This window comes from Novosphingobium sp. (assembly GCF_027486195.1).
Classification (GTDB): domain Bacteria; phylum Pseudomonadota; class Alphaproteobacteria; order Sphingomonadales; family Sphingomonadaceae; genus Novosphingobium.
On record NZ_JAIXPP010000106.1, the window covers coordinates 1 to 16,812 of the forward strand.

The window sequence follows — 16,812 nt, forward strand, 5'->3', positions numbered from 1 at the left end:
AGACCCATGACCAAACTCTACCCCAATCTGATCGACGGCGAACTGGTGACCACTGCCACCGCGCTCGACGTGGTGAACCCGGCGAACGAGCAGGTGATCGGCCAGGTGCCGGCTTGCGGTGCCGAGGAGCTTGATCGCGCCGTGGCCGCTGCCCGCCGCGCCTTCAAGACTTGGTCCAAGACCCCGGTCGACGATCGCCGTGCGGTGATCCGCGCCATGGCCGCAGCCATCGACGCCAACTTCGACGAGCTGTTCCGCCTCCTCACCGCCGAACAGGGCAAGCCGCACCAGCAGGCCCAGTTCGAAATCGGCGGCTGCTCGGCGATGATGAACGCGCAATCGACGCTGACGCTGGAAGAGACGATCAACGAGGATAGCGACGAGCGCCTCAGCCGCACGCGCCGCGTGCCGGTCGGCGTGGTCGGCGGTATCGTGCCGTGGAACTTCCCGATCCTGATGGCCGTGCAGAAGATCGCGCCCGCGATCCTCTCGGGCTGCACCATCGTGCTCAAGCCCTCGCCGTTCACCCCGCTGACCACGCTCCGCTTTGCCGAGCTGATCAAGGACATCGTGCCTGCTGGCGTCGTCAACATCATCACCGGCGAGGATGCCCTCGGCCCGATGATCACAGCGCACCCGGATATCGACAAGATCACCTTCACCGGCTCCACCGCGACCGGCAAGAAGATCATGGAAGGCGCCTCGAAGGACCTCAAGCGCATCACCCTCGAACTCGGCGGCAATGACGCCTCGATCGTGCTGCCCGATGCCGACGTTGCCAAGGTGGCCGAGCAGCTGTTCTGGTCAAGCTTCACCAACGCGGGCCAGATCTGCGTGGCGGCCAAGCGCATCTATATCCACGAAGACATCTACGACGAGATGAGCGCGGCGATTGCCGAGTACGCGAAGAACGTGACCGTGGGCGATGGTGCCAACCAGGGCACCGGCGTGGGTCCGATCCAGAACAAGAAGCAGTTCGACCGCGTGTGCGAGCTGATCGAGGACGCCAAGGCCAACGGCTACAAGTTCCTCGTCGGCGGCGATGTCGATCCTTCGGGCTCGGGCTACTACGTGCCGATCACCATCCTCGACAATCCGCCCGAAGACGCGCGGATCGTTGCCGAGGAGCAGTTCGGCCCGGTCATGCCGCTGATGAAGTTCTCGTCTGACGACGAAGTCATCGCGCGCGCCAACAACTCGGAATATGGCCTCGCCGGCGCGGTGTGGACCAAGGATACCGAGCGCGGCGTGAAGATCGCCGAGCAGCTCGAAACCGGCACGGTGTGGATCAACGAGTTCCTCCACCTCTCGCCCTTCGCACCCTTCGGCGGTCACAAGCAGTCCGGCTTCGGCGCTGAATACGGCATCGAGGGCCTGAAGGAGTTCACCTACAGCCAGGTGATCACCGTCAAGAAGGACGCGCTCGTCTGAGCCATGTTTGAGTGAACAACAGCCCCGGCGACCGCGCGGTCGTCGGGGCTTTTTTCAAGGAATTGCCGGTGCCCATCGATATTACGAAGATCAAGGCCATCGACGTGCACGTGCATGCCGAGGTTTCGTGCCACGATCCGGAAGATCCGGTGATGGGCAAGTTCTTCGATGCGGCATCGGCCTATTTCAAGGCCCCGCGCGAACGGCCCAAGATGCCCGAGATCGTCGAGATCTACCGCGAGCAGCAGATCGCGTTCTGCATGTTCACGGTCGATGCGGAGTGCGGCATGGGCGCGAAGCGGGTCTCGAACTACGAAGTCGCCGAAATGGCGCTCAAGAACGACGATATCTGCATCGCGTTTGCCTCGATCGATCCGCACAAGGGCAAGTTCGGCGCGCGCGAGGCGCGCGATCTGATCGAGAACTACGGGGTCAAGGGCTTCAAGTTCCATGGCATCGTGCAGGATTGCCACCCGGCGGACCGCGTGGCCTATCCGATCTATGAAGTGATCGCCGAATACGGTTTGCCTGCCATCTTCCACACCGGCCATTCGGGCATGGGCACAGGCATGCGCGGCGGCGGCGGGATGCGGCTCAAGTATGGCCAGCCGATGCTGATCGACGATGTTGCGGTCGACTTTCCCGACATGAAGATCATCCTTGCGCACCCTTCGTGGCCGTGGGTGGATGAAAGCCTTTCGATGGCGCTGCACAAGGACAACGTCTTTATCGACCTGTCCGGCTGGAGCCCCAAGTACTTCGCGCCGCAGATCATCCAGTATGCCAACACGCAGCTGAAGCATAAGATGCTGTTCGGGTCTGACTTCCCGCTGATCCACCCGCAGAAGTGGATCGATGCCGCGCTCAAGGTGGGCTTCCGGGATGAGGTGCTGCCCGGCATCATGAAGGACAACGCGCTGCGCGTGCTGGGGATGGCCTGAGCCGGTATGGAGACAGATCCCGCCGATATCCGCGGCTGGCAAAGGTTGAGCGGCGATGTGACGACTTCGGGGCGGCTCGAGGACCATGATGTCGCCCGCCTTGCCGCACTGGGCGTGAAGCAGGTCGTCAATCTGGCGCTCGACAGCCATCCCGAGGCGCTGGCTGATGAGGCGGGCTGGTTTGGCGCCGAAGGTATCGCCTACACGCATATCCCGGTCCCGTTCGATGCGCCTGCCGAGGCCCATTTCGAGGCGTTCCGCGCGGCAATCGAGCAGGGGCCGAAGCCGGTGCACGTGCATTGCATCATGAACTGGCGGGTCTCCGCGTTCTTCTACCGGCTGCACCGTGATTTTCAGGGGATGCCCGAGGCGGAGGCGCGCGCACTCATGGCGCAGCAATGGGTTCCTGATGCGGCGGACAAGCCGGAGTGGCAGGCCTGGGCGGAATTCATCGCACCGAAGGCGGACTGATGGATTTCGCCGGCCAGCATGTCGTGATCACCGGCGCTTCAACCGGGATCGGCCGGGCTACGGCGGAGCGGCTGGTGCGCGGCGGAGCGCGGGTTACGGTGATTGCGCGGCGGGGCGAATTGCTCGCCGATCTCTGTGCGGAGCTGGGTGCAGGTGCCGGCTGGGCAGCAGCAGATGTAGGCCAGCAGGACCAGCTGATCGCCGCGCTGGACAGCGCCGGAGCGCAGCATGGGCCGATCGATGGACTGTTCCTCAACGCAGGGACGGGCGGGACGTTCGCGCCGCTGGAACACTATTCGGACGATGCGTTTGATTCGCTGATGGCGGTGAACATGAAGTCTGCATTCTGGGCGGTGCGCCATGTGCTGCCGGCAATGAAGGCGCGTGGGCACGGCTCGATCCTGATCACCGGCAGCCTTGCATCCGAGCGCGGGATGGCGATGAACGTGGGCTATGTGATGAGCAAACACGCGGTGCTGGGCCTTGCCCGCGCGGCGGCGCTGGAGGGGGCAGCCTATGGCGTGCGCGTCAATTGCCTCGTGCCCGGCTTCATCGATACGCCGCTGCTGGATGGCGTGCCACCCGAGCAGCTGACCTCGCTCGCCGCCAATGTGCCGCAGCAGCGGCTGGGCAGCGCGGGGGATGTCGCCGAAGTTGCCGCCTTCCTGCTTTCACGCGCCGCCGCGCATGTCACCGGCCAGAGCTGGGCGGTGGATGGCGGCGTGCTGGGCACTCTTGCCGTAAGGTAACCGCATGACGCTCAAGTACTACCACGCCGAACCGCTGGCCAATTCGCTCAAATCCATGGCCCCGCTCAAGGAGAAGGGGCTGGACTACGAGAGCGTGTATGTCGACCTGCACAAGTTCGAACAGCACCAGCCGTGGTTCACCGCGATCAATCCCGAAGGCCAGGTGCCGGTGCTCGATCATGACGGCACGATCATCACCCACACCACGGTGATCAACGAGTATCTGGAGGACGTGTTTCCCGATGCGCAGCCCGCTGACGGCCCGCTGCGTCCGCGCGATGCGGTGGGGGCGGCGCGGATGCGCTACTGGAACAAGTTCGTTGACGAGCAGGTCATGAACTTCGTCTCGATGCACGGCTGGCACCGCTTGGTCGGTGTGATCGCGCGCAATATCGAGAGCGGCGAGTTCGAGAAGCTGCTCGAGAGCATCCCGCTGCCCGATCAGCGCAAGAAGTGGGCGACGGCGCGTTCAGGCTTTTCCGAAGCCGACCTCGCCAATGCGACGGCCAAGATCGAATACGCCGTGGACAAGGTGGAGAAGCAGCTGGCGGAAACGCCGTGGCTGGCAGGGCACGGCTACACGCTGGCGGATATCAATTTCTATTCGCACTGCGGCATGATGGTGGAGCGGATGTTCCCCGAAATCGAGATCGCCAAGCGCGCGCCGCGTCTGGTGGAATGGCGCGACCGCGTGACGGCGCGGCCGGGCATGGCGGCGGCATTGAAGAGTGAGGACCGCACGGCACCGGGGCTGCGCACATGGTCGGGGCATGTGCGCTGATGGCGGGTTTCGTGCTGATCCATGGTTCGTGGCATGGCGGCTGGTGCTTCGATCCGGTTGCGGAATTGCTGCGCGCGCGCGGGCACACCGTGGTTGCACCCACGTTGCCGGCGATGGGCGGTACGGCTGAGGAAATGGCCGCGATCACGCTGGGTGACTGGGGCCTTTTTGCTGCGCAGCATTGCCGCGAGCTGAAGGCGCAGCTTGGCGGCGCGCCGGTCGTGCTGGCAGGGCATAGCCGCGGCGGGCTGGTGGTGAGCACCGCAGCGGAGCGCGATCCGGAGGCGATGGACGCGCTGGTCTATATCTGCGCGATGATGCTGCCTTCGGGCGTATCGCGCGCCGAATTCAAGGCGCTGGAAGAGCCCAATCCCGATTTCGACGCGATCATCAGCAAGGTGCATGATGGCGCAGCGACAGTGGTCGATCCTGAGCGGGCCGGGCCGGTGTTTGCGCAGATCTCGCCGCCCGAGTTGGTGGCGGGCGTGCTGCCGCGCTTGCTGGCGGAGCCGCATGGGCCGCGCGCGGAATTGCTGCAGCTTTCGGCGCAGCGCTGGGGTTCTTTGCCGCGCACTTATATCGAATGCACCGAAGACCGCACGATCCCGATTACCAGCCAGCGCCGGATGCAGGCCATGTCGCCCGGTGCGCGGGTGGTGACGCTCGATGCCGATCACAGCCCCTACCTCTCGCGCCCGGTGGAACTTGCCGACGCGTTGGAGGGGGCCATTCCGGTGTAGGTTGCCCATTCCGTTCGTGTCGAGCGAAGTCGAGACACTGGCGCAAAGTGTCTCGACTTCGCTCGACACGAACGGGGTTAAAGAGGGACGTTTTATGCGCGAAGTGAGGCTGAGCCCGCAGGGCGATTTCGACAATGCGGCGCGCGATTATGCGCATATCACCGCGCATCCGCTGACTGCTGCGATGGGGGCGGAGATTACCGGCGTGCGGCTGGGGCATGATCTGCTGCCCGAAGCCTTCGATGAGATCCGCGACGCGCTGTGGCGGCACAAGATGGTGTTCCTTCGCGATCAGCATCTGACGCATTCCGAGCACGAGGCGTTCAGTGCGCGCTTCGGGCCGTTTGCGGTCGATGCCTATACGCAAGGGGTGGAGGGGCACCGCAACGTCCATCCGCTGATCAAGGAAGCTGACACCAAGACCAAGGCGCTGTTCGGCAGCGGCTGGCACACCGATTCGCCGTTTCTGGATGAGCCGCCTTCGGTGACGATCCTGCGGGCCATTCAGGTGCCGCCCTATGGGGGTGACACGACCTGGACCGATACGCAGCTCGCCTGGCGGATGCTGAGCCCTGCGATGCAGTCGATGCTGCGCCCGCTGAAGGTGCATATGTCGGCTGAGGCGAACGTGGCGACCCAGGAGCGGATCAGCGGCAAGCCGATGGCCTTTGCCAATGACGACCGGCGCAGCTCCGCGCTGAATGGTAATTTCCACCCGCTGGTGCGCACGCATCCCTTCACCGGGCTGCCATCGCTCTATGTGGACGAGGTTTATGCCGTGGGGATCGAGGGCATGACCGAGGCGGAAAGCCGCCCGATCCTCGACATGCTGACGCGCCATATCACGCAGGCCGGGTTCACCTGCCGCCTGCGCTGGGAACCGGGCATGATTGCGATGTGGGACAACCGCGCCGCGCTGCATCTGGCGCCGAACGATTATGACGGGTTCCGGCGGGAGATGTATCGGACGACGATGGCGGGGGAGCGGCCGGAGTAGGGTTGCGGGAGGAAGCGGGACCCCGGATCAAGTCCGGGGTGACGGGGGTTTTGGTCTGGTCGCTCTGGATTCCCGCCTTCGCGGGAATGACGAAGGTTTGGGGGCTGAAACTCGTTTCGTCATTCCCGCGAAGGCGGGAATCCAGAGCGTATAAGCGCTCGCTCAATCCCCGAAGAAATTGAGTTCCAGCAGGACGTTGTTGGGATCGCTCACGAAAATCTGCCTGAGGCCGATGGAGGCCACGGTGTTGAGCTGGAAGGGCGTGCCCAGCGCGCCAACGCGCTCCATCAGTTCCTCGTAGCCCGAGCAATTGAGCGCCACGTGGTGGACAGCGCCCGTCAGCGCGCCGGGTTCGACGGGGCGGTCGAAGGCGCGGGGGCAATCGACCGAATTGATGTGGACGATCGCCTTGCCACCCGCGTCGTACATCCACTGCGCGTTGTCCGGCGTCAGCGGGGGCGGGGCGTTGCGGCGTTCGAGGTTCAGCAGCGCCTTGTAGAACTCGGCGGTTTCATCGAGCTTGTCGGTGATCACGTTGACGTGATCGAGCCAGTTAACCTGCATTGCCTGCTCCCTCGTTCATCGACTTTGAGGATTACACGTTGATCAGTTTCGGTCGCCCCGTGCTCGACACGGGGCTTGGCTGAGGTTCCAGCGTTGCGCCAGAAAAACGAAAGCCAAGGCCCGGATCAAGTCCGGGCCGACGATACTATCTTGTGCCGTCCTACTCCAATGCTCTCTCCCCTGAAGGGAGAGAGCAAGCGGGAATTGATCAGCTCCTGAACACCACCGTCTTGGTGCCGTTGAGCAGCGCGCGGTCTTCGAGGTGGAGGCGCACCGCTTCGGCCAGCACGCGGCGCTCCACATCGCGGCCCTTGCGGACGAGGTCTTCGGGCGTGTCGGCGTGGGTCACGGTCGTCACGTCCTGGTGGATGATCGGGCCTTCATCGAGGTCGGTCGTGACGTAGTGGCCGGTCGCGCCGATCATCTTCACGCCGCGCGCGTGGGCTTGGTGATAGGGCTTGGCGCCCTTGAAGCTCGGCAGGAACGAGTGGTGGATGTTGATGCAGCGGCCGTTGAGGAACGAGGCCATGTCATCCGAAAGGATCTGCATGTAGCGCGCCAGCACGACGAGCTCGGCGCCGGTTTCGTTCACGATCGCCTTAACCTGCGCTTCCTGCTGCGGCTTGGTGTCCTTCGTGATCGGCAGGTGGTGATAGGGCACATCGCCCAGCAGCGTGATGTTGAGCGCTTCCTTGGGGTGGTTGCCGATGATCGCGACGACATCCATCGGCAGCTCGCCGATGCGGGTGCGGTAAAGCAGATCGCCGAGGCAGTGATCGAACTTGCTGACCATGAGCACGGTGCGGCGCTTCTTCGAGCTATCACGCATCGTCCACTGCATGCCGAACTGCTGCGCCACCGGCGCGAAGGCGCTGCGCAGCGTATCCTGATCGCCCGAGCCCGGATCGAGCACGACGCGCATGAAGAAGCGGCCGCTTTCGGTATCGTCGAACTGCTGCGCCTCAAGGATGTTGGCGCCGGCCTCATAGAGGTTGCCGGTAACCCGGGCGACGATTCCGGGCTTGTCCTCGCACGAAAGCGTCAGGATCACTGGTGCAGTCATTCAATCTCTCCCTAGAGCCGCAGGCCCCATAGAGCGTGCGGGCGTTGGCTGCCAGCCGTGCATTCCCTTCTCATGGGGGCTGCACAATTTGGCATTGCGAATCTGCCCTGATATTGTATGTGTTGCATACAAATTTCAACCAGCCATTTTTTTCATCGGGAGAGATAACGTGGCAGCCAACCTCGAAGAGGTCCTCCAGGGCCAGTCCAACATCGTCGAAATGCTGCGCAACTCGCAGCTTGGTGCCTATGTCTACCCGGTGGTGGCGCCGGAGTTTTCCAACTGGCGCAGCGAGCAGTGGGCATGGCAGCACAGTGCGGTGCTGTTCGACCAGTCGCACCACATGGTGAACCTCTATATCCGCGGCAAGGATGCAGGGAAGCTGCTGTCCGACACGATGATCAACAGCTCGAAGGGCTGGTCGGTCAACAAGGCCAAGCAGTATGTGCCGACGACGCCCTATGGCCACGTGATCGGCGATGGCATCATCTTCTGGGAAGAAGAAGAGAGCTTCACCTATGTCGGCCGCGCACCGGCTTCGAACTGGCTGCGTTATCACGGCGCGACGGGCGGCTACGATGTCGAGATCGAGCTGGATGACCGTTCGCCGATGCGCCCGATGGGCAAGCCCGTCACCCGCAAGGAATGGCGCTTCCAGATTCAGGGTCCGCAGGCGTGGAACGTGATAGAGAAGCTCCATGGCGGGCCGCTGGAGCAGCTCAAGTTCTTCAACATGAGCACCATGAACATCGCCGGCAAGACGGTGCGCACGCTGCGCCACGGCATGTCGGGCGCGCCGGGTCTCGAAATCTGGGGCCCTTATGCAGAACAGGAAGAAATCCGCGCCGCCATTCTGGAAGCGGGCAAGGAGTTTGGGCTGATCGCCTGCGGCAGCCGCGCCTATCCTTCGAACACGCTGGAATCGGGCTGGATCCCCTCGCCGTTGCCCGCGATCTACACCGGCGAGAAGCTGAAGGGCTTCCGCGAGTGGCTGGGCGCCGACAGCTATGAGGCGACCGGCTCGATCGGCGGCTCGTTCGTGGGCGAGAGCATCGAGGATTACTACCTCAACCCGTGGGAGCTGGGTTACGGCCCGTTCGTCAAGTTCGACCATGATTTCCACGGCCGCGACGCGCTGGAGAAGCTGGACCCCGCCGCACAGCGCAAGAAGGTGACGCTGGCATGGAACCCGGAAGACATGGCGAAGATCACCGCTTCGCTGTTCAACCCGGATGGCGATCAGTACAAGTTCTTCGACGTGCCGCTGGCGAACTATGCCTCGTCGAACTACGACCGCGTGGTTGATGCGGGCGGCAAGACGGTCGGCGTTTCGATGTTCACCGGCTATTCCTACAACGAAAAGCAGGCGCTTTCGCTCGCAACCGTTGATCCGGAAATCCCGGTCGGCACCGAAGTGCGCGTGGTCTGGGGTGAGCCCGATGGCGGCACGCGCAAGACCACGGTCGAGCCGCACAAGCAGATCGAAGTCCGCGCGATCGTTTCTTCCGTGCCCTACAGCCGGGTGGCGCGCGAGAACTACGCTGAAGGCTGGCGCACCGGTCGCTGAGGCAATGACGCCCCTCCTCCAACGAGGGGAGGGGCTGTCGCACGAGAGGAACCCGACATGGCTGCAGCTCTGATCCATCCGAACTGGGACAAGCCGCCCCTTGGCATCACCGATGGCTTCAGCCTTGAGATGACCGCCAAGGACGAGGCTTCGCTGCGCGAAGCTGCGCCGCTGATTCCAGCGGAGACGCCCATTGCGGTGACGTTCCTGCCCGGCGAGGACGTGGCGGCGCGGGTCAAGGCGACCGTGGCGGTGCGCGAGCTGGGGTTCGAGCCGATGCCGCATTTCTCCGCGCGGCGGATCACTTCGGAGGATGACTTCGAGGGCTATCTCAAGGCGGTGGTCGAGCAGGCGGGCGTTTCGCGCGCGTTCATCGTGGCGGGCGATCCGCCCGAGCCGGTGGGGCCCTACTTCGATACCTCGGCGCTGATCGCCACGGGCGCGTTCGAGCGCAGCGGGATCAAGGCCATCGGTATCGGCGGCCACCCCGAAGGGCATCCCAACATGACCGAGCAGCAATGCTGGGATGTGCTGCTGAAGAAGGCCAATGAGATCGAGGTACGCGGGATGGCGCCGCTGATCGTGACCCAGTTCGGCTTCGATCCCGATGCCTTCCTCGCCTGGCTGCTCAAGCTGCGCGCGCTGGGGATCGATGCACCGGTGCGGATCGGTGTGCCGGGTCCGGCGGGGATCAAGCGACTGCTGAGCTTCGCTGCACGCTGCGGCGTGGGGGCTTCTACCTCGGTACTGAGGAAGTACGGGATTTCGGTCACCAACCTCCTCGGCAGCGCTGGGCCGGACAAGCTGGTCGATGCCTTTGCGCGGGGGCTGGGGCCGCAGCATGGCCGCGTGCGGCTGCACTTCTATCCCTTCGGCGGCATGGTGAAGACGCTGGAGTGGATCCACGGCTACAACGCGAAACACGGGATTTCGGCATGACGGACTATGTTCTCGTCCACGGCGCCTGGGGCGGAAGCTGGGGTTATGACCGGGTGGCGGGCGAACTGCGCGCGGCGGGGCATCGCGTGGTGCTGGTGCAGCTGACCGGGCTCGGCACGCGCAAGGGTGAGTTCCACCCCGGCATCACGCTGACGACGCATATCGATGACGTCTGCAATCAGATTGCCTCGGCTGGTCTGGACCGCTTCGTGCTGGTCGGCCATTCCTATGGCGGGATGATCGTGACGGGCGTGGCGACGCGGCTAGGCGGACGGATCTCGGCTCTGGTCTATCTCGATGCCTTCCTGCCGCAGGATGGCCAATCGCTGTGGGACCTGACCGGCGAGTGGGAGCACAACCACTATATCGGCAGCCAGAAGTTTACCCCGGGCGCAGTCGCGCCGCTGCCAGGAGCAGTGCACCCGCTGCTTTCACCGCATCCGCTGCTGACCTTGGTGGAAGCGGTGAAGTTCACCGGCGAGGAAGCCAAGGTCGGGCGGCGGATCTATGTCTTCGCCAATGCCTGGGAGCCGACGCCGTTCCGCAAGTTCGTGGCGCGGGTGAGCAGCGAAAAGGGCTGGGAATACCACGAGGCCAAGGCAGGCCACGACGTCATGGGCGATCAGCCGGAGCAGACGCTGCAGATCCTGCTGGCCTGCGCCTGAGGCTTAGACCGAGCTATCAGCAAATGAGTCCGTCGGCCCGTGCTCGACACGGGCCTTGGCTCTTCTTGTCGACGCTGCACCGGAAGAACAGCCCTGCCCCGTGTCGAGCACGGGGCGACGGAGAACTAAGCGTTAAGGCATCAGTTTCTAGAAGTCCGCCGCGCGAGATTTGCGCCGCGCTTCTGCAAACGAATCGCGGCGGAACTTCTCGAACGCCACGCGCTGGTCGTGGCCGGGGTCTTTCGGGTAGTCCTGATATTCGCCGATGATCTCGTCGAAGATCTCGCGCATTTCTTCCTTGTGATCGGGATGGCTGAAGATGTGGAGGCGATTGGCCTTCATCGCCTCGATCACGCGCGCGCCGATCACATCGGGCTCCATGCCGAATTCGTGGATGCCCGCAAGGCGCTCGACGGCCTCGGAATTGACCGGCTTCATCGCGCCTTTCAGCTCGTCCGGGCGGATATCGTCGCTGGCGTAGATGTAGCTCTTCACAAGGCCCGGGCAGAGCACCGAGACGCCGATTTCATACTGCAGCAGCGAGTAGTGCAGCGATTCCGAAAGGCCGCGCACCGCGAACTTGGTGGTGTTGTAGATGCCGGGCGTGCCTGCCGCCAGGAAGGCAGCCATCGAGGCGGTGTTGACCACGTGGCCGCCCTTCTGCTCGCCCGCCTTGATGCGTTCGACCATGCGCGGCACGAAGGTCATCACGCCGTTGATCACGCCGTGGAGGTTCACGCCCAAGAGCCAATCCCAATCGTCGAAGGAGCTTTCCTCGATCGGCTGGAACAAGTTGACGCCCGCGTTGTTGCACAGGATCGAGACGGGGCCGAACTTTGCCTCGACCTCGTCAGCCGCCGCCTTGAAGCCATCGCGGCTGGCGACATCGAGCTGGACGCCCATGACCTCGCGGTTGTCGAGGCTCTTCAGCGCCTGATCGATCGAATCCTGCCGGATATCGGCGATGGCGACCTTGCAGCCCTCATTCAAAAGCTGGCGGACGAGCCCGATGCCGACGCCGTTGGCACCGCCGGTGACGAAGGCGGTGCGGCCTGCGAAGTCTTTCATGCGGCGTCTCCTGCACGCTTGGTTTTCAGCGCATCCTGCCGGGCGATTTCGGCGGTGATTGCCGGATTGCGGAACAGCATCGCGAAAGTCTGCTTGTATTCAGCATTTTCGGGAAGGTGCGTTTGCACGGCCGCCGTGGTTGCCTCTCCGCGCTCGCGCACGCCGGTGAGGAACTCGCTGTGGGTGAGGATGTAGAGTTCGTCGTTGAGGATGCCCTCGAGCACGCGCTGCCCCACCTCTTCCTTGGTCTGGTAGAGGTGCATGAAGTTGCCGCCGGAGGCGCGGCGCTTGTCAGCTTCGGCATAGCCGGTTTCGGCCAGATCGGTGGGGCGGGTCTTGCCCGCGTCGGCGATGTTCGATTGGACCGCGCCCGGGCAGAACGCTGAGCAGATCACGCCGCGCGCTTCCAGTTCAGGGCGCATGCATTCCATCATCGCGGTGACGGCGGCCTTGCCGGCGGAATAGATCGTGGTGCCGCCAACGGGCACGAGCGCCGACATCGACGCGGTGTTGACGATATGGCCGCCTTCACCGTGGGCCAGAATGCGCGGCAGGATTGTGACGATGCCATTGATCGAGCCGCCCAGATTGACGCCCATGACCCAGTCCCAATCGGCAAAGGTCGCAAGCTCGGTGGGGCCGACGACGGCGACACCGGCGTTGTTGCACAGGATGTGGATCTTGCCAAACTTCGCCTCGGCCGCATCAGCCGCAGCGGCAAAGGCGGCGCGGTCGGTGACGTCGAGCTTCAGCGGCAGCACGCGTTCGCCGCCTGCGAGTTCGGCTTCGGCGGCGGCGAGATGATCGTCGCGGATATCGGCGATCACCACGTTCATGCCGGCGCCGAGCAGCGCCTTGGCGATGCCGAGGCCGATGCCGCTGGCGCCGCCGGTGATGAAGGCTGTCTTGCCGGGGAGGTTCTGCATGATCGCTCTCCTGGAGGCCGGGGAGCCTTCAATGACTCCACCGATTGTTAGATTGCCTTTTCTATTCACCACGCCGAGATTGTATGCAAGACTAACAATTGTTCGAGACGAAAAAGGCTCCGGCGATTCAGTCACGCGGCCACCGGACGAGAGGAGTGACAATGGCAGGTCCGACGGTTTTGGCCGATCCGGGGGCAGCGGCAGGCGCGGGCGCAGAGCGCGAATGGCCTTCAACCGGGGCGGCCTATTGGGCGCTGACGGTGATCGTGCTGGCGACCTTCATGACCTTCTTCGATGCGGTGACGTTCGGCATGCTGGCCGAGCGGATCAAGCACGATTTCGGCCTGACCGATTCGCAACTGGGCTTCCTCGCGGGTCCGGCGAGCATCATCTGCTATCTCTTCGTGGGCATCCCGCTCGCGCGGCTCGCCGATATCTATCCGCGCAAATATGTGCTGGCGGGCGGGGCGGCGGTGGTCGGCCTCATCATCTCGCTTGGCGGCCTTGCACAGAGCTTCACGCAGTTCGTGGGAAGCCGGGTGTTTTTGGCGGCGGGTGGATCGGCCCATGCGCCCTCGTCGTACTCGCTGCTTGCCGATGCCTTTCCGCCCAAGAAGCTGACGCGCGCCTTTGCGCTGCTGCAGTTCGGTTTCATCGGCGGGACGGTGCTGGGACCGCTCATCGGCGGGGCACTGGTGGTGATGAGCGCGGGCTGGGCGCCGACCACGCTGGGACCGCTGACGATCCGGGGCTGGCAGTGGATCCTGATCGTGATGGGGCTGCCGGGCCTGCTCGTGGGGCTGCTGTTCCTGACTGTGAAGGAACCCGCGCGGCTCGCCCCCGCGCCTGATGCGCCGCAAGTGCCGGTGGATGCCGGGTTCGGGCGGCGCGTGCTGACCTTCATGGGCCTCGATGCGCTGCGCGCCATCAATGCCAAGCCGCGCGTCTACTATCCGCTGTTCGGTGCGCTGGCGCTGAGCGCGGTCGAGGTGTTCGGCCTGCAGTTCTGGCGCGTACCATTCATGGTGCGCACCTTCGGCTGGGACGAAGCGCAGATCGGCGCGGCGCTGAGCGTGACGGTGCTGGCGGGTTCGCTGGCGGGCCTGCTGCTGGGCAGCGTGATGGTCGAATGGCTGGCGAAGCGGCACAAGGACGCGAACGTACGCGCCGCAGCGATCTGCTTTGCCGGTACGACCGCGAGCACGATTGCCGCGATCCTGATGCCGACGCCCTGGGCTTCAATGATCCTGTTCGGCATCTCGGGCATGTTCGGCATGGCGGGCGCGGTGCCGCAGAACGCCGCCGTCCAGCGTGTGGCGCCCAATGCCATGCGCGGGCAGGTGACGGCGATCTACCTGTTCATGTTCACCTTCTTCGGCGCGATGGGCAGCTTCGTGGTGGGCCGCGTGCAGGATGTGGTGATCGGCGATCCGCACCAGCTGTGGAAGGCGCTGCTGATCACCGCGGGCACGCTGCTGCCGCTTGCCACGCTGCTGATGATCCGGGCGATCAAGCCTTATCGAGAGGAAGTGGAGCGGCTTGAGCGCGAATGGCGTTGACAGCGCAGCGCCTCGCCGCGATTGTTAGGTATACAAACTAATTGGGAGAATCCGGATGTCCGAAGACCGTATCGCCGCGCTGGAAGGCAAGCTGGCCGAGCTTGAGCGCCGCCTCACCGTGCGCGAGGACGAGCTCGATATCCGCAAGTTGCAGCACCTTTATGGCTACCTGATCGACAAGTGCCTCTATCTCGAGACGGCGGACCTCTTCACCGACGACGGCGAAGTGCGCTTCTTCGGCGGGATCTGGAAGGGCAAGGAAGGCGTCAAGCGGCTCTATTGCGAGCGGTTCCAGAAGCGCTTCACTTATGGCAACAACGGCCCGATTGACGGCTTCCTGCTCGATCACCCGCAGTTGCAGGATATCATCCACGTGCAGGCGGACGGCGTGACGGCGCTGGCCCGCGCGCGTTCAATGATGCAAGCCGGGCGGCACAAGGACTACGAAGGCGATGCCCCGCATCTGAAAGCGCGCCAGTGGTGGGAAGGCGGGATTTACGAGAACACCTACAAGAAGGTGGACGGGGTGTGGCGCATCCACATCCTCAACTACATGCCGCAATGGCACGCCGATTTCGAACATGGCTGGGCCAACACGCCGCACGAGTATGTGCCGTTCCCCAAGGTGACTTATCCCACCGACCCGACCGGGCCGGACGCGCTGATCGAGGATCACTGGCTCTGGCCGACGCACAAGCTGGTGCCCTTCCACATGCCGCATCCGGTGACCGGCGAGGAAATCGTGGCGCAGCGCTGGCAGGGTGATATCGATCGGGAAAAGGCGCGGGGCTGATACCTCGAAACCAAAAGTCCCGTTCGTGACGGGCGAAGTCGAGACACCAGACGCAGCGCACTGTGTCTCGACTTCGCTCGACACGAACGGTTGGGGGGATTGATGCTCCCAAAGGAGAGGCTGCGTGACCACATACCCATCGCTTCACATGATCATCGCCGGGGAGCGCATCTCCGGCGGGGGGCGGCGCACCCACGCGGTCGTCAATCCGGCCACGGGCGAGACCATCGGCGAGCTGCCGCTGGCCGATGCCGCCGATCTCGACCGCGCGTTGGAGGCGGCGCAGCGCGGCTTCAAGCTGTGGCGCAAATCCACGCCGCAGCAGCGCGCTGCCGTCCTGAATGGCGCGGCGCGGCTGCTGCTGGAGCGGCAGGAAGACCTCGCGCGGATTGCCACGCTGGAGCAGGGCAAGACTCTGGCCGAATCGCGGATCGAAGTGCTGATGAACGTGGGGCTGTTCCAGTTCTACGCCGGGGAAGTGTTCCGCATCTATGGCCGCGCACTGGTTCGGCCGGAAGGCATGCGCTCGACCGTCACGCATGAGCCGGTGGGGCCGGTCGCGGCTTTTGCACCGTGGAACTTCCCGCTCGGCAATCCGGGGCGCAAGCTGGGCGCACCGATCGCGGCGGGCTGTTCGGTGATCCTGAAGGCGGCGGAAGAGACCCCGGCCTCGGCGCTGGGCGTTCTGCAATGCCTGTTGGATGCAGGTCTGCCGCCCGAGGTGGCGCAGGCGGTGTTTGGCGTGCCAGATGAAGTGAGCCGGCACCTGCTGGGCTCTCCGATCATCCGCAAGCTCAGCTTCACGGGTTCGACAGTGGTGGGCAAGCACCTCGCCAAGCTCGCAGCCGAGGACATGAAGCGCACGACGATGGAACTGGGCGGGCATGGCCCGGTGTTGGTCTTCGGCGATGCCGATATGGACCGTGTGCTCGATACCGTCGTCACCCAGAAGTACCGCAATGCCGGGCAAGTCTGCGTGAGCCCGACGCGGTTCATCGTCGAGGAAAGCGTCTACGACCGGTTCCGCAATGCCTTTGCCGAGCGTGCGAAGGCGATCACCGTGGGCAACGGTCTGGATGATGCGACGCGCATGGGGCCCATGGCCAACCCCCGGCGGCCCGAGGCGATGGACCGGCTGATCGGCGATGCCGTGCAGCGCGGCGCGCGGCTGCATACCGGCGGCGAGCGTGTCGGCAATGCCGGGTTCTTCTATGCGCCTTCGGTGCTGTCGGACATTCCGCTGGACGCGCTGATCATGAACGAGGAGCCGTTCGGCCCCGTCGCGCTGATCAATGCCTATGCGGGCGAGGAAGCCATGATCGCGGAGGCGAACCGGTTGCCTTATGGCCTCGCCGCCTTCGCCTGGACCAGTGATGGCAAGCGCCAGCAGCGCCTTGCGCGCGAGATCGAGGCCGGGATGGTGGGCATCAACACCAACATGATCGCCGGCGCGGATTCGCCCTTCGGCGGCGTGCGCTGGTCGGGCCACGGCGCGGAAGACGGGCCGGAAGGCGTGCTCGCTTGCATGGTGACCAAGGCGGTGCACGAGGGATAGGGA

At 64.2% G+C, this 16,812-nt stretch carries 17 protein-coding genes; 13 read left to right on the forward strand and 4 right to left on the reverse strand.

What is annotated here, in order from left to right; genetic code table 11:
* The first annotated feature begins 6 nt into the window (after positions 1 to 6).
* The 7 genes from Q0071_RS18455 (at position 7) to Q0071_RS18485 (ending at position 6,110) form a co-directional block, all read left to right on the forward strand.
* Positions 7 to 1,431, forward strand: coding sequence for an aldehyde dehydrogenase family protein (locus tag Q0071_RS18455; RefSeq protein WP_298173170.1), 1,425 nt, complete (start codon positions 7 to 9; stop codon positions 1,429 to 1,431).
* Positions 1,432 to 1,499: 68 nt separating this feature from the next.
* Complete coding sequence (locus Q0071_RS18460; protein ID WP_298173078.1) at positions 1,500 to 2,372, forward strand: amidohydrolase family protein; 873 nt, start codon at positions 1,500 to 1,502, stop codon at positions 2,370 to 2,372.
* Between the two features lie 6 nt (positions 2,373 to 2,378).
* Entirely contained in the window at positions 2,379 to 2,843 is a 465-nt protein-coding gene (locus tag Q0071_RS18465; protein WP_298173081.1) for a protein tyrosine phosphatase family protein, read from the forward strand.
* Positions 2,843 to 3,592 (forward strand): SDR family NAD(P)-dependent oxidoreductase, encoded by a 750-nt coding sequence (locus tag Q0071_RS18470; RefSeq protein ID WP_298173085.1) that lies wholly within the window; start codon positions 2,843 to 2,845, stop codon positions 3,590 to 3,592. Before Q0071_RS18465 ends, Q0071_RS18470 begins: the two co-directional genes overlap by 1 nt.
* 4 nt (positions 3,593 to 3,596) lie before the next feature.
* Complete coding sequence (locus tag Q0071_RS18475) at positions 3,597 to 4,373, forward strand: glutathione S-transferase family protein (RefSeq protein WP_298173088.1); 777 nt, start codon at positions 3,597 to 3,599, stop codon at positions 4,371 to 4,373.
* On the forward strand, positions 4,352 to 5,113 hold the full coding sequence (locus tag Q0071_RS18480) for an alpha/beta fold hydrolase (RefSeq protein WP_298173091.1): 762 nt from the start codon (positions 4,352 to 4,354) through the stop codon (positions 5,111 to 5,113). The genes Q0071_RS18475 and Q0071_RS18480 overlap by 22 nt, the downstream gene beginning before the upstream one ends.
* A 1-nt stretch (position 5,114) precedes the next feature.
* A complete protein-coding gene (locus Q0071_RS18485; RefSeq protein ID WP_298173094.1) occupies positions 5,115 to 6,110 on the forward strand; it encodes a TauD/TfdA family dioxygenase in 996 nt (331 codons plus the stop codon).
* A gap of 162 nt (positions 6,111 to 6,272) precedes the next feature.
* Here the strand turns inward: Q0071_RS18485 and Q0071_RS18490 are convergent, their stop codons facing one another.
* Together Q0071_RS18490 and purU are read right to left on the reverse strand one after the other, a co-directional pair.
* Positions 6,273 to 6,674, reverse strand: coding sequence for a VOC family protein (locus tag Q0071_RS18490; protein ID WP_298173097.1), 402 nt, complete (start codon positions 6,672 to 6,674; stop codon positions 6,273 to 6,275).
* Between the two features lie 208 nt (positions 6,675 to 6,882).
* Positions 6,883 to 7,737 (reverse strand): formyltetrahydrofolate deformylase, encoded by an 855-nt coding sequence (gene purU / locus Q0071_RS18495; RefSeq protein ID WP_298173100.1) that lies wholly within the window; start codon positions 7,735 to 7,737, stop codon positions 6,883 to 6,885.
* Positions 7,738 to 7,957: 220 nt separating this feature from the next.
* On the opposite strand from purU, the gene Q0071_RS18500 reads away from it, so the two are divergent.
* From Q0071_RS18500 to Q0071_RS18510, 3 genes are read left to right on the forward strand one after another with little or no spacing between them, the layout of a single operon-like run.
* The gene (locus Q0071_RS18500) at positions 7,958 to 9,304 is read left to right on the forward strand and encodes an aminomethyl transferase family protein (RefSeq protein WP_298173171.1); all 1,347 of its coding nucleotides are present in this window, start codon (positions 7,958 to 7,960) and stop codon (positions 9,302 to 9,304) included.
* Between the two features lie 57 nt (positions 9,305 to 9,361).
* Positions 9,362 to 10,243 carry a methylenetetrahydrofolate reductase gene (locus Q0071_RS18505; RefSeq protein WP_298173103.1) on the forward strand — a complete coding sequence of 294 codons (882 nt, stop codon included), beginning with the start codon at positions 9,362 to 9,364 and terminating at the stop codon, positions 10,241 to 10,243.
* Entirely contained in the window at positions 10,240 to 10,908 is a 669-nt protein-coding gene (locus Q0071_RS18510; protein ID WP_298173106.1) for an alpha/beta hydrolase, read from the forward strand. The genes Q0071_RS18505 and Q0071_RS18510 overlap by 4 nt, the downstream gene beginning before the upstream one ends.
* A 147-nt stretch (positions 10,909 to 11,055) precedes the next feature.
* Here Q0071_RS18510 and Q0071_RS18515 read toward each other — a convergent pair whose 3' ends face one another.
* On the reverse strand, positions 11,056 to 11,976 hold the full coding sequence (locus tag Q0071_RS18515) for an SDR family NAD(P)-dependent oxidoreductase (protein ID WP_298173109.1): 921 nt from the start codon (positions 11,974 to 11,976) through the stop codon (positions 11,056 to 11,058).
* Positions 11,973 to 12,902 carry an SDR family NAD(P)-dependent oxidoreductase gene (locus tag Q0071_RS18520; RefSeq protein WP_298173111.1) on the reverse strand — a complete coding sequence of 310 codons (930 nt, stop codon included), beginning with the start codon at positions 12,900 to 12,902 and terminating at the stop codon, positions 11,973 to 11,975. Before Q0071_RS18520 ends, Q0071_RS18515 begins: the two co-directional genes overlap by 4 nt.
* A gap of 161 nt (positions 12,903 to 13,063) precedes the next feature.
* On the opposite strand from Q0071_RS18520, the gene Q0071_RS18525 reads away from it, so the two are divergent.
* From Q0071_RS18525 to Q0071_RS18535, 3 genes are all read left to right on the forward strand, one after another.
* Positions 13,064 to 14,461 (forward strand): MFS transporter, encoded by a 1,398-nt coding sequence (locus tag Q0071_RS18525; protein ID WP_298173114.1) that lies wholly within the window; start codon positions 13,064 to 13,066, stop codon positions 14,459 to 14,461.
* A 55-nt stretch (positions 14,462 to 14,516) separates the two neighbouring features.
* On the forward strand, positions 14,517 to 15,254 hold the full coding sequence (locus Q0071_RS18530) for a nuclear transport factor 2 family protein (protein WP_298173117.1): 738 nt from the start codon (positions 14,517 to 14,519) through the stop codon (positions 15,252 to 15,254).
* Positions 15,255 to 15,378: 124 nt separating this feature from the next.
* A complete protein-coding gene (locus tag Q0071_RS18535; RefSeq protein WP_298173120.1) occupies positions 15,379 to 16,809 on the forward strand; it encodes an NAD-dependent succinate-semialdehyde dehydrogenase in 1,431 nt (476 codons plus the stop codon).
* Positions 16,810 to 16,812 lie beyond the last annotated feature (3 nt).

Bases quoted from the DNA above. Each gene is read 5' to 3' on its own strand.
- Q0071_RS18455 (WP_298173170.1), top strand. From the start codon at position 7: ATGACCAAACTCTACCCCAATCTGATCGACGGCGAACTGGTGACCACT.
- Q0071_RS18465 (WP_298173081.1), top strand. From the start codon at position 2,379: ATGGAGACAGATCCCGCCGATATCCGCGGCTGGCAAAGGTTGAGCGGC.
- Q0071_RS18470 (WP_298173085.1), top strand. From the start codon at position 2,843: ATGGATTTCGCCGGCCAGCATGTCGTGATCACCGGCGCTTCAACCGGG.
- Q0071_RS18475 (WP_298173088.1), top strand. From the start codon at position 3,597: ATGACGCTCAAGTACTACCACGCCGAACCGCTGGCCAATTCGCTCAAA.
- Q0071_RS18480 (WP_298173091.1), top strand. From the start codon at position 4,352: ATGGTCGGGGCATGTGCGCTGATGGCGGGTTTCGTGCTGATCCATGGT.
- Q0071_RS18490 (WP_298173097.1), bottom strand. From the start codon at position 6,674: ATGCAGGTTAACTGGCTCGATCACGTCAACGTGATCACCGACAAGCTC.
- purU (WP_298173100.1), bottom strand. From the start codon at position 7,737: ATGACTGCACCAGTGATCCTGACGCTTTCGTGCGAGGACAAGCCCGGA.
- Q0071_RS18500 (WP_298173171.1), top strand. From the start codon at position 7,958: ATGCTGCGCAACTCGCAGCTTGGTGCCTATGTCTACCCGGTGGTGGCG.
- Q0071_RS18505 (WP_298173103.1), top strand. From the start codon at position 9,362: ATGGCTGCAGCTCTGATCCATCCGAACTGGGACAAGCCGCCCCTTGGC.
- Q0071_RS18510 (WP_298173106.1), top strand. From the start codon at position 10,240: ATGACGGACTATGTTCTCGTCCACGGCGCCTGGGGCGGAAGCTGGGGT.
- Q0071_RS18515 (WP_298173109.1), bottom strand. From the start codon at position 11,976: ATGAAAGACTTCGCAGGCCGCACCGCCTTCGTCACCGGCGGTGCCAAC.
- Q0071_RS18520 (WP_298173111.1), bottom strand. From the start codon at position 12,902: ATGCAGAACCTCCCCGGCAAGACAGCCTTCATCACCGGCGGCGCCAGC.
- Q0071_RS18525 (WP_298173114.1), top strand. From the start codon at position 13,064: ATGGCAGGTCCGACGGTTTTGGCCGATCCGGGGGCAGCGGCAGGCGCG.
- Q0071_RS18530 (WP_298173117.1), top strand. From the start codon at position 14,517: ATGTCCGAAGACCGTATCGCCGCGCTGGAAGGCAAGCTGGCCGAGCTT.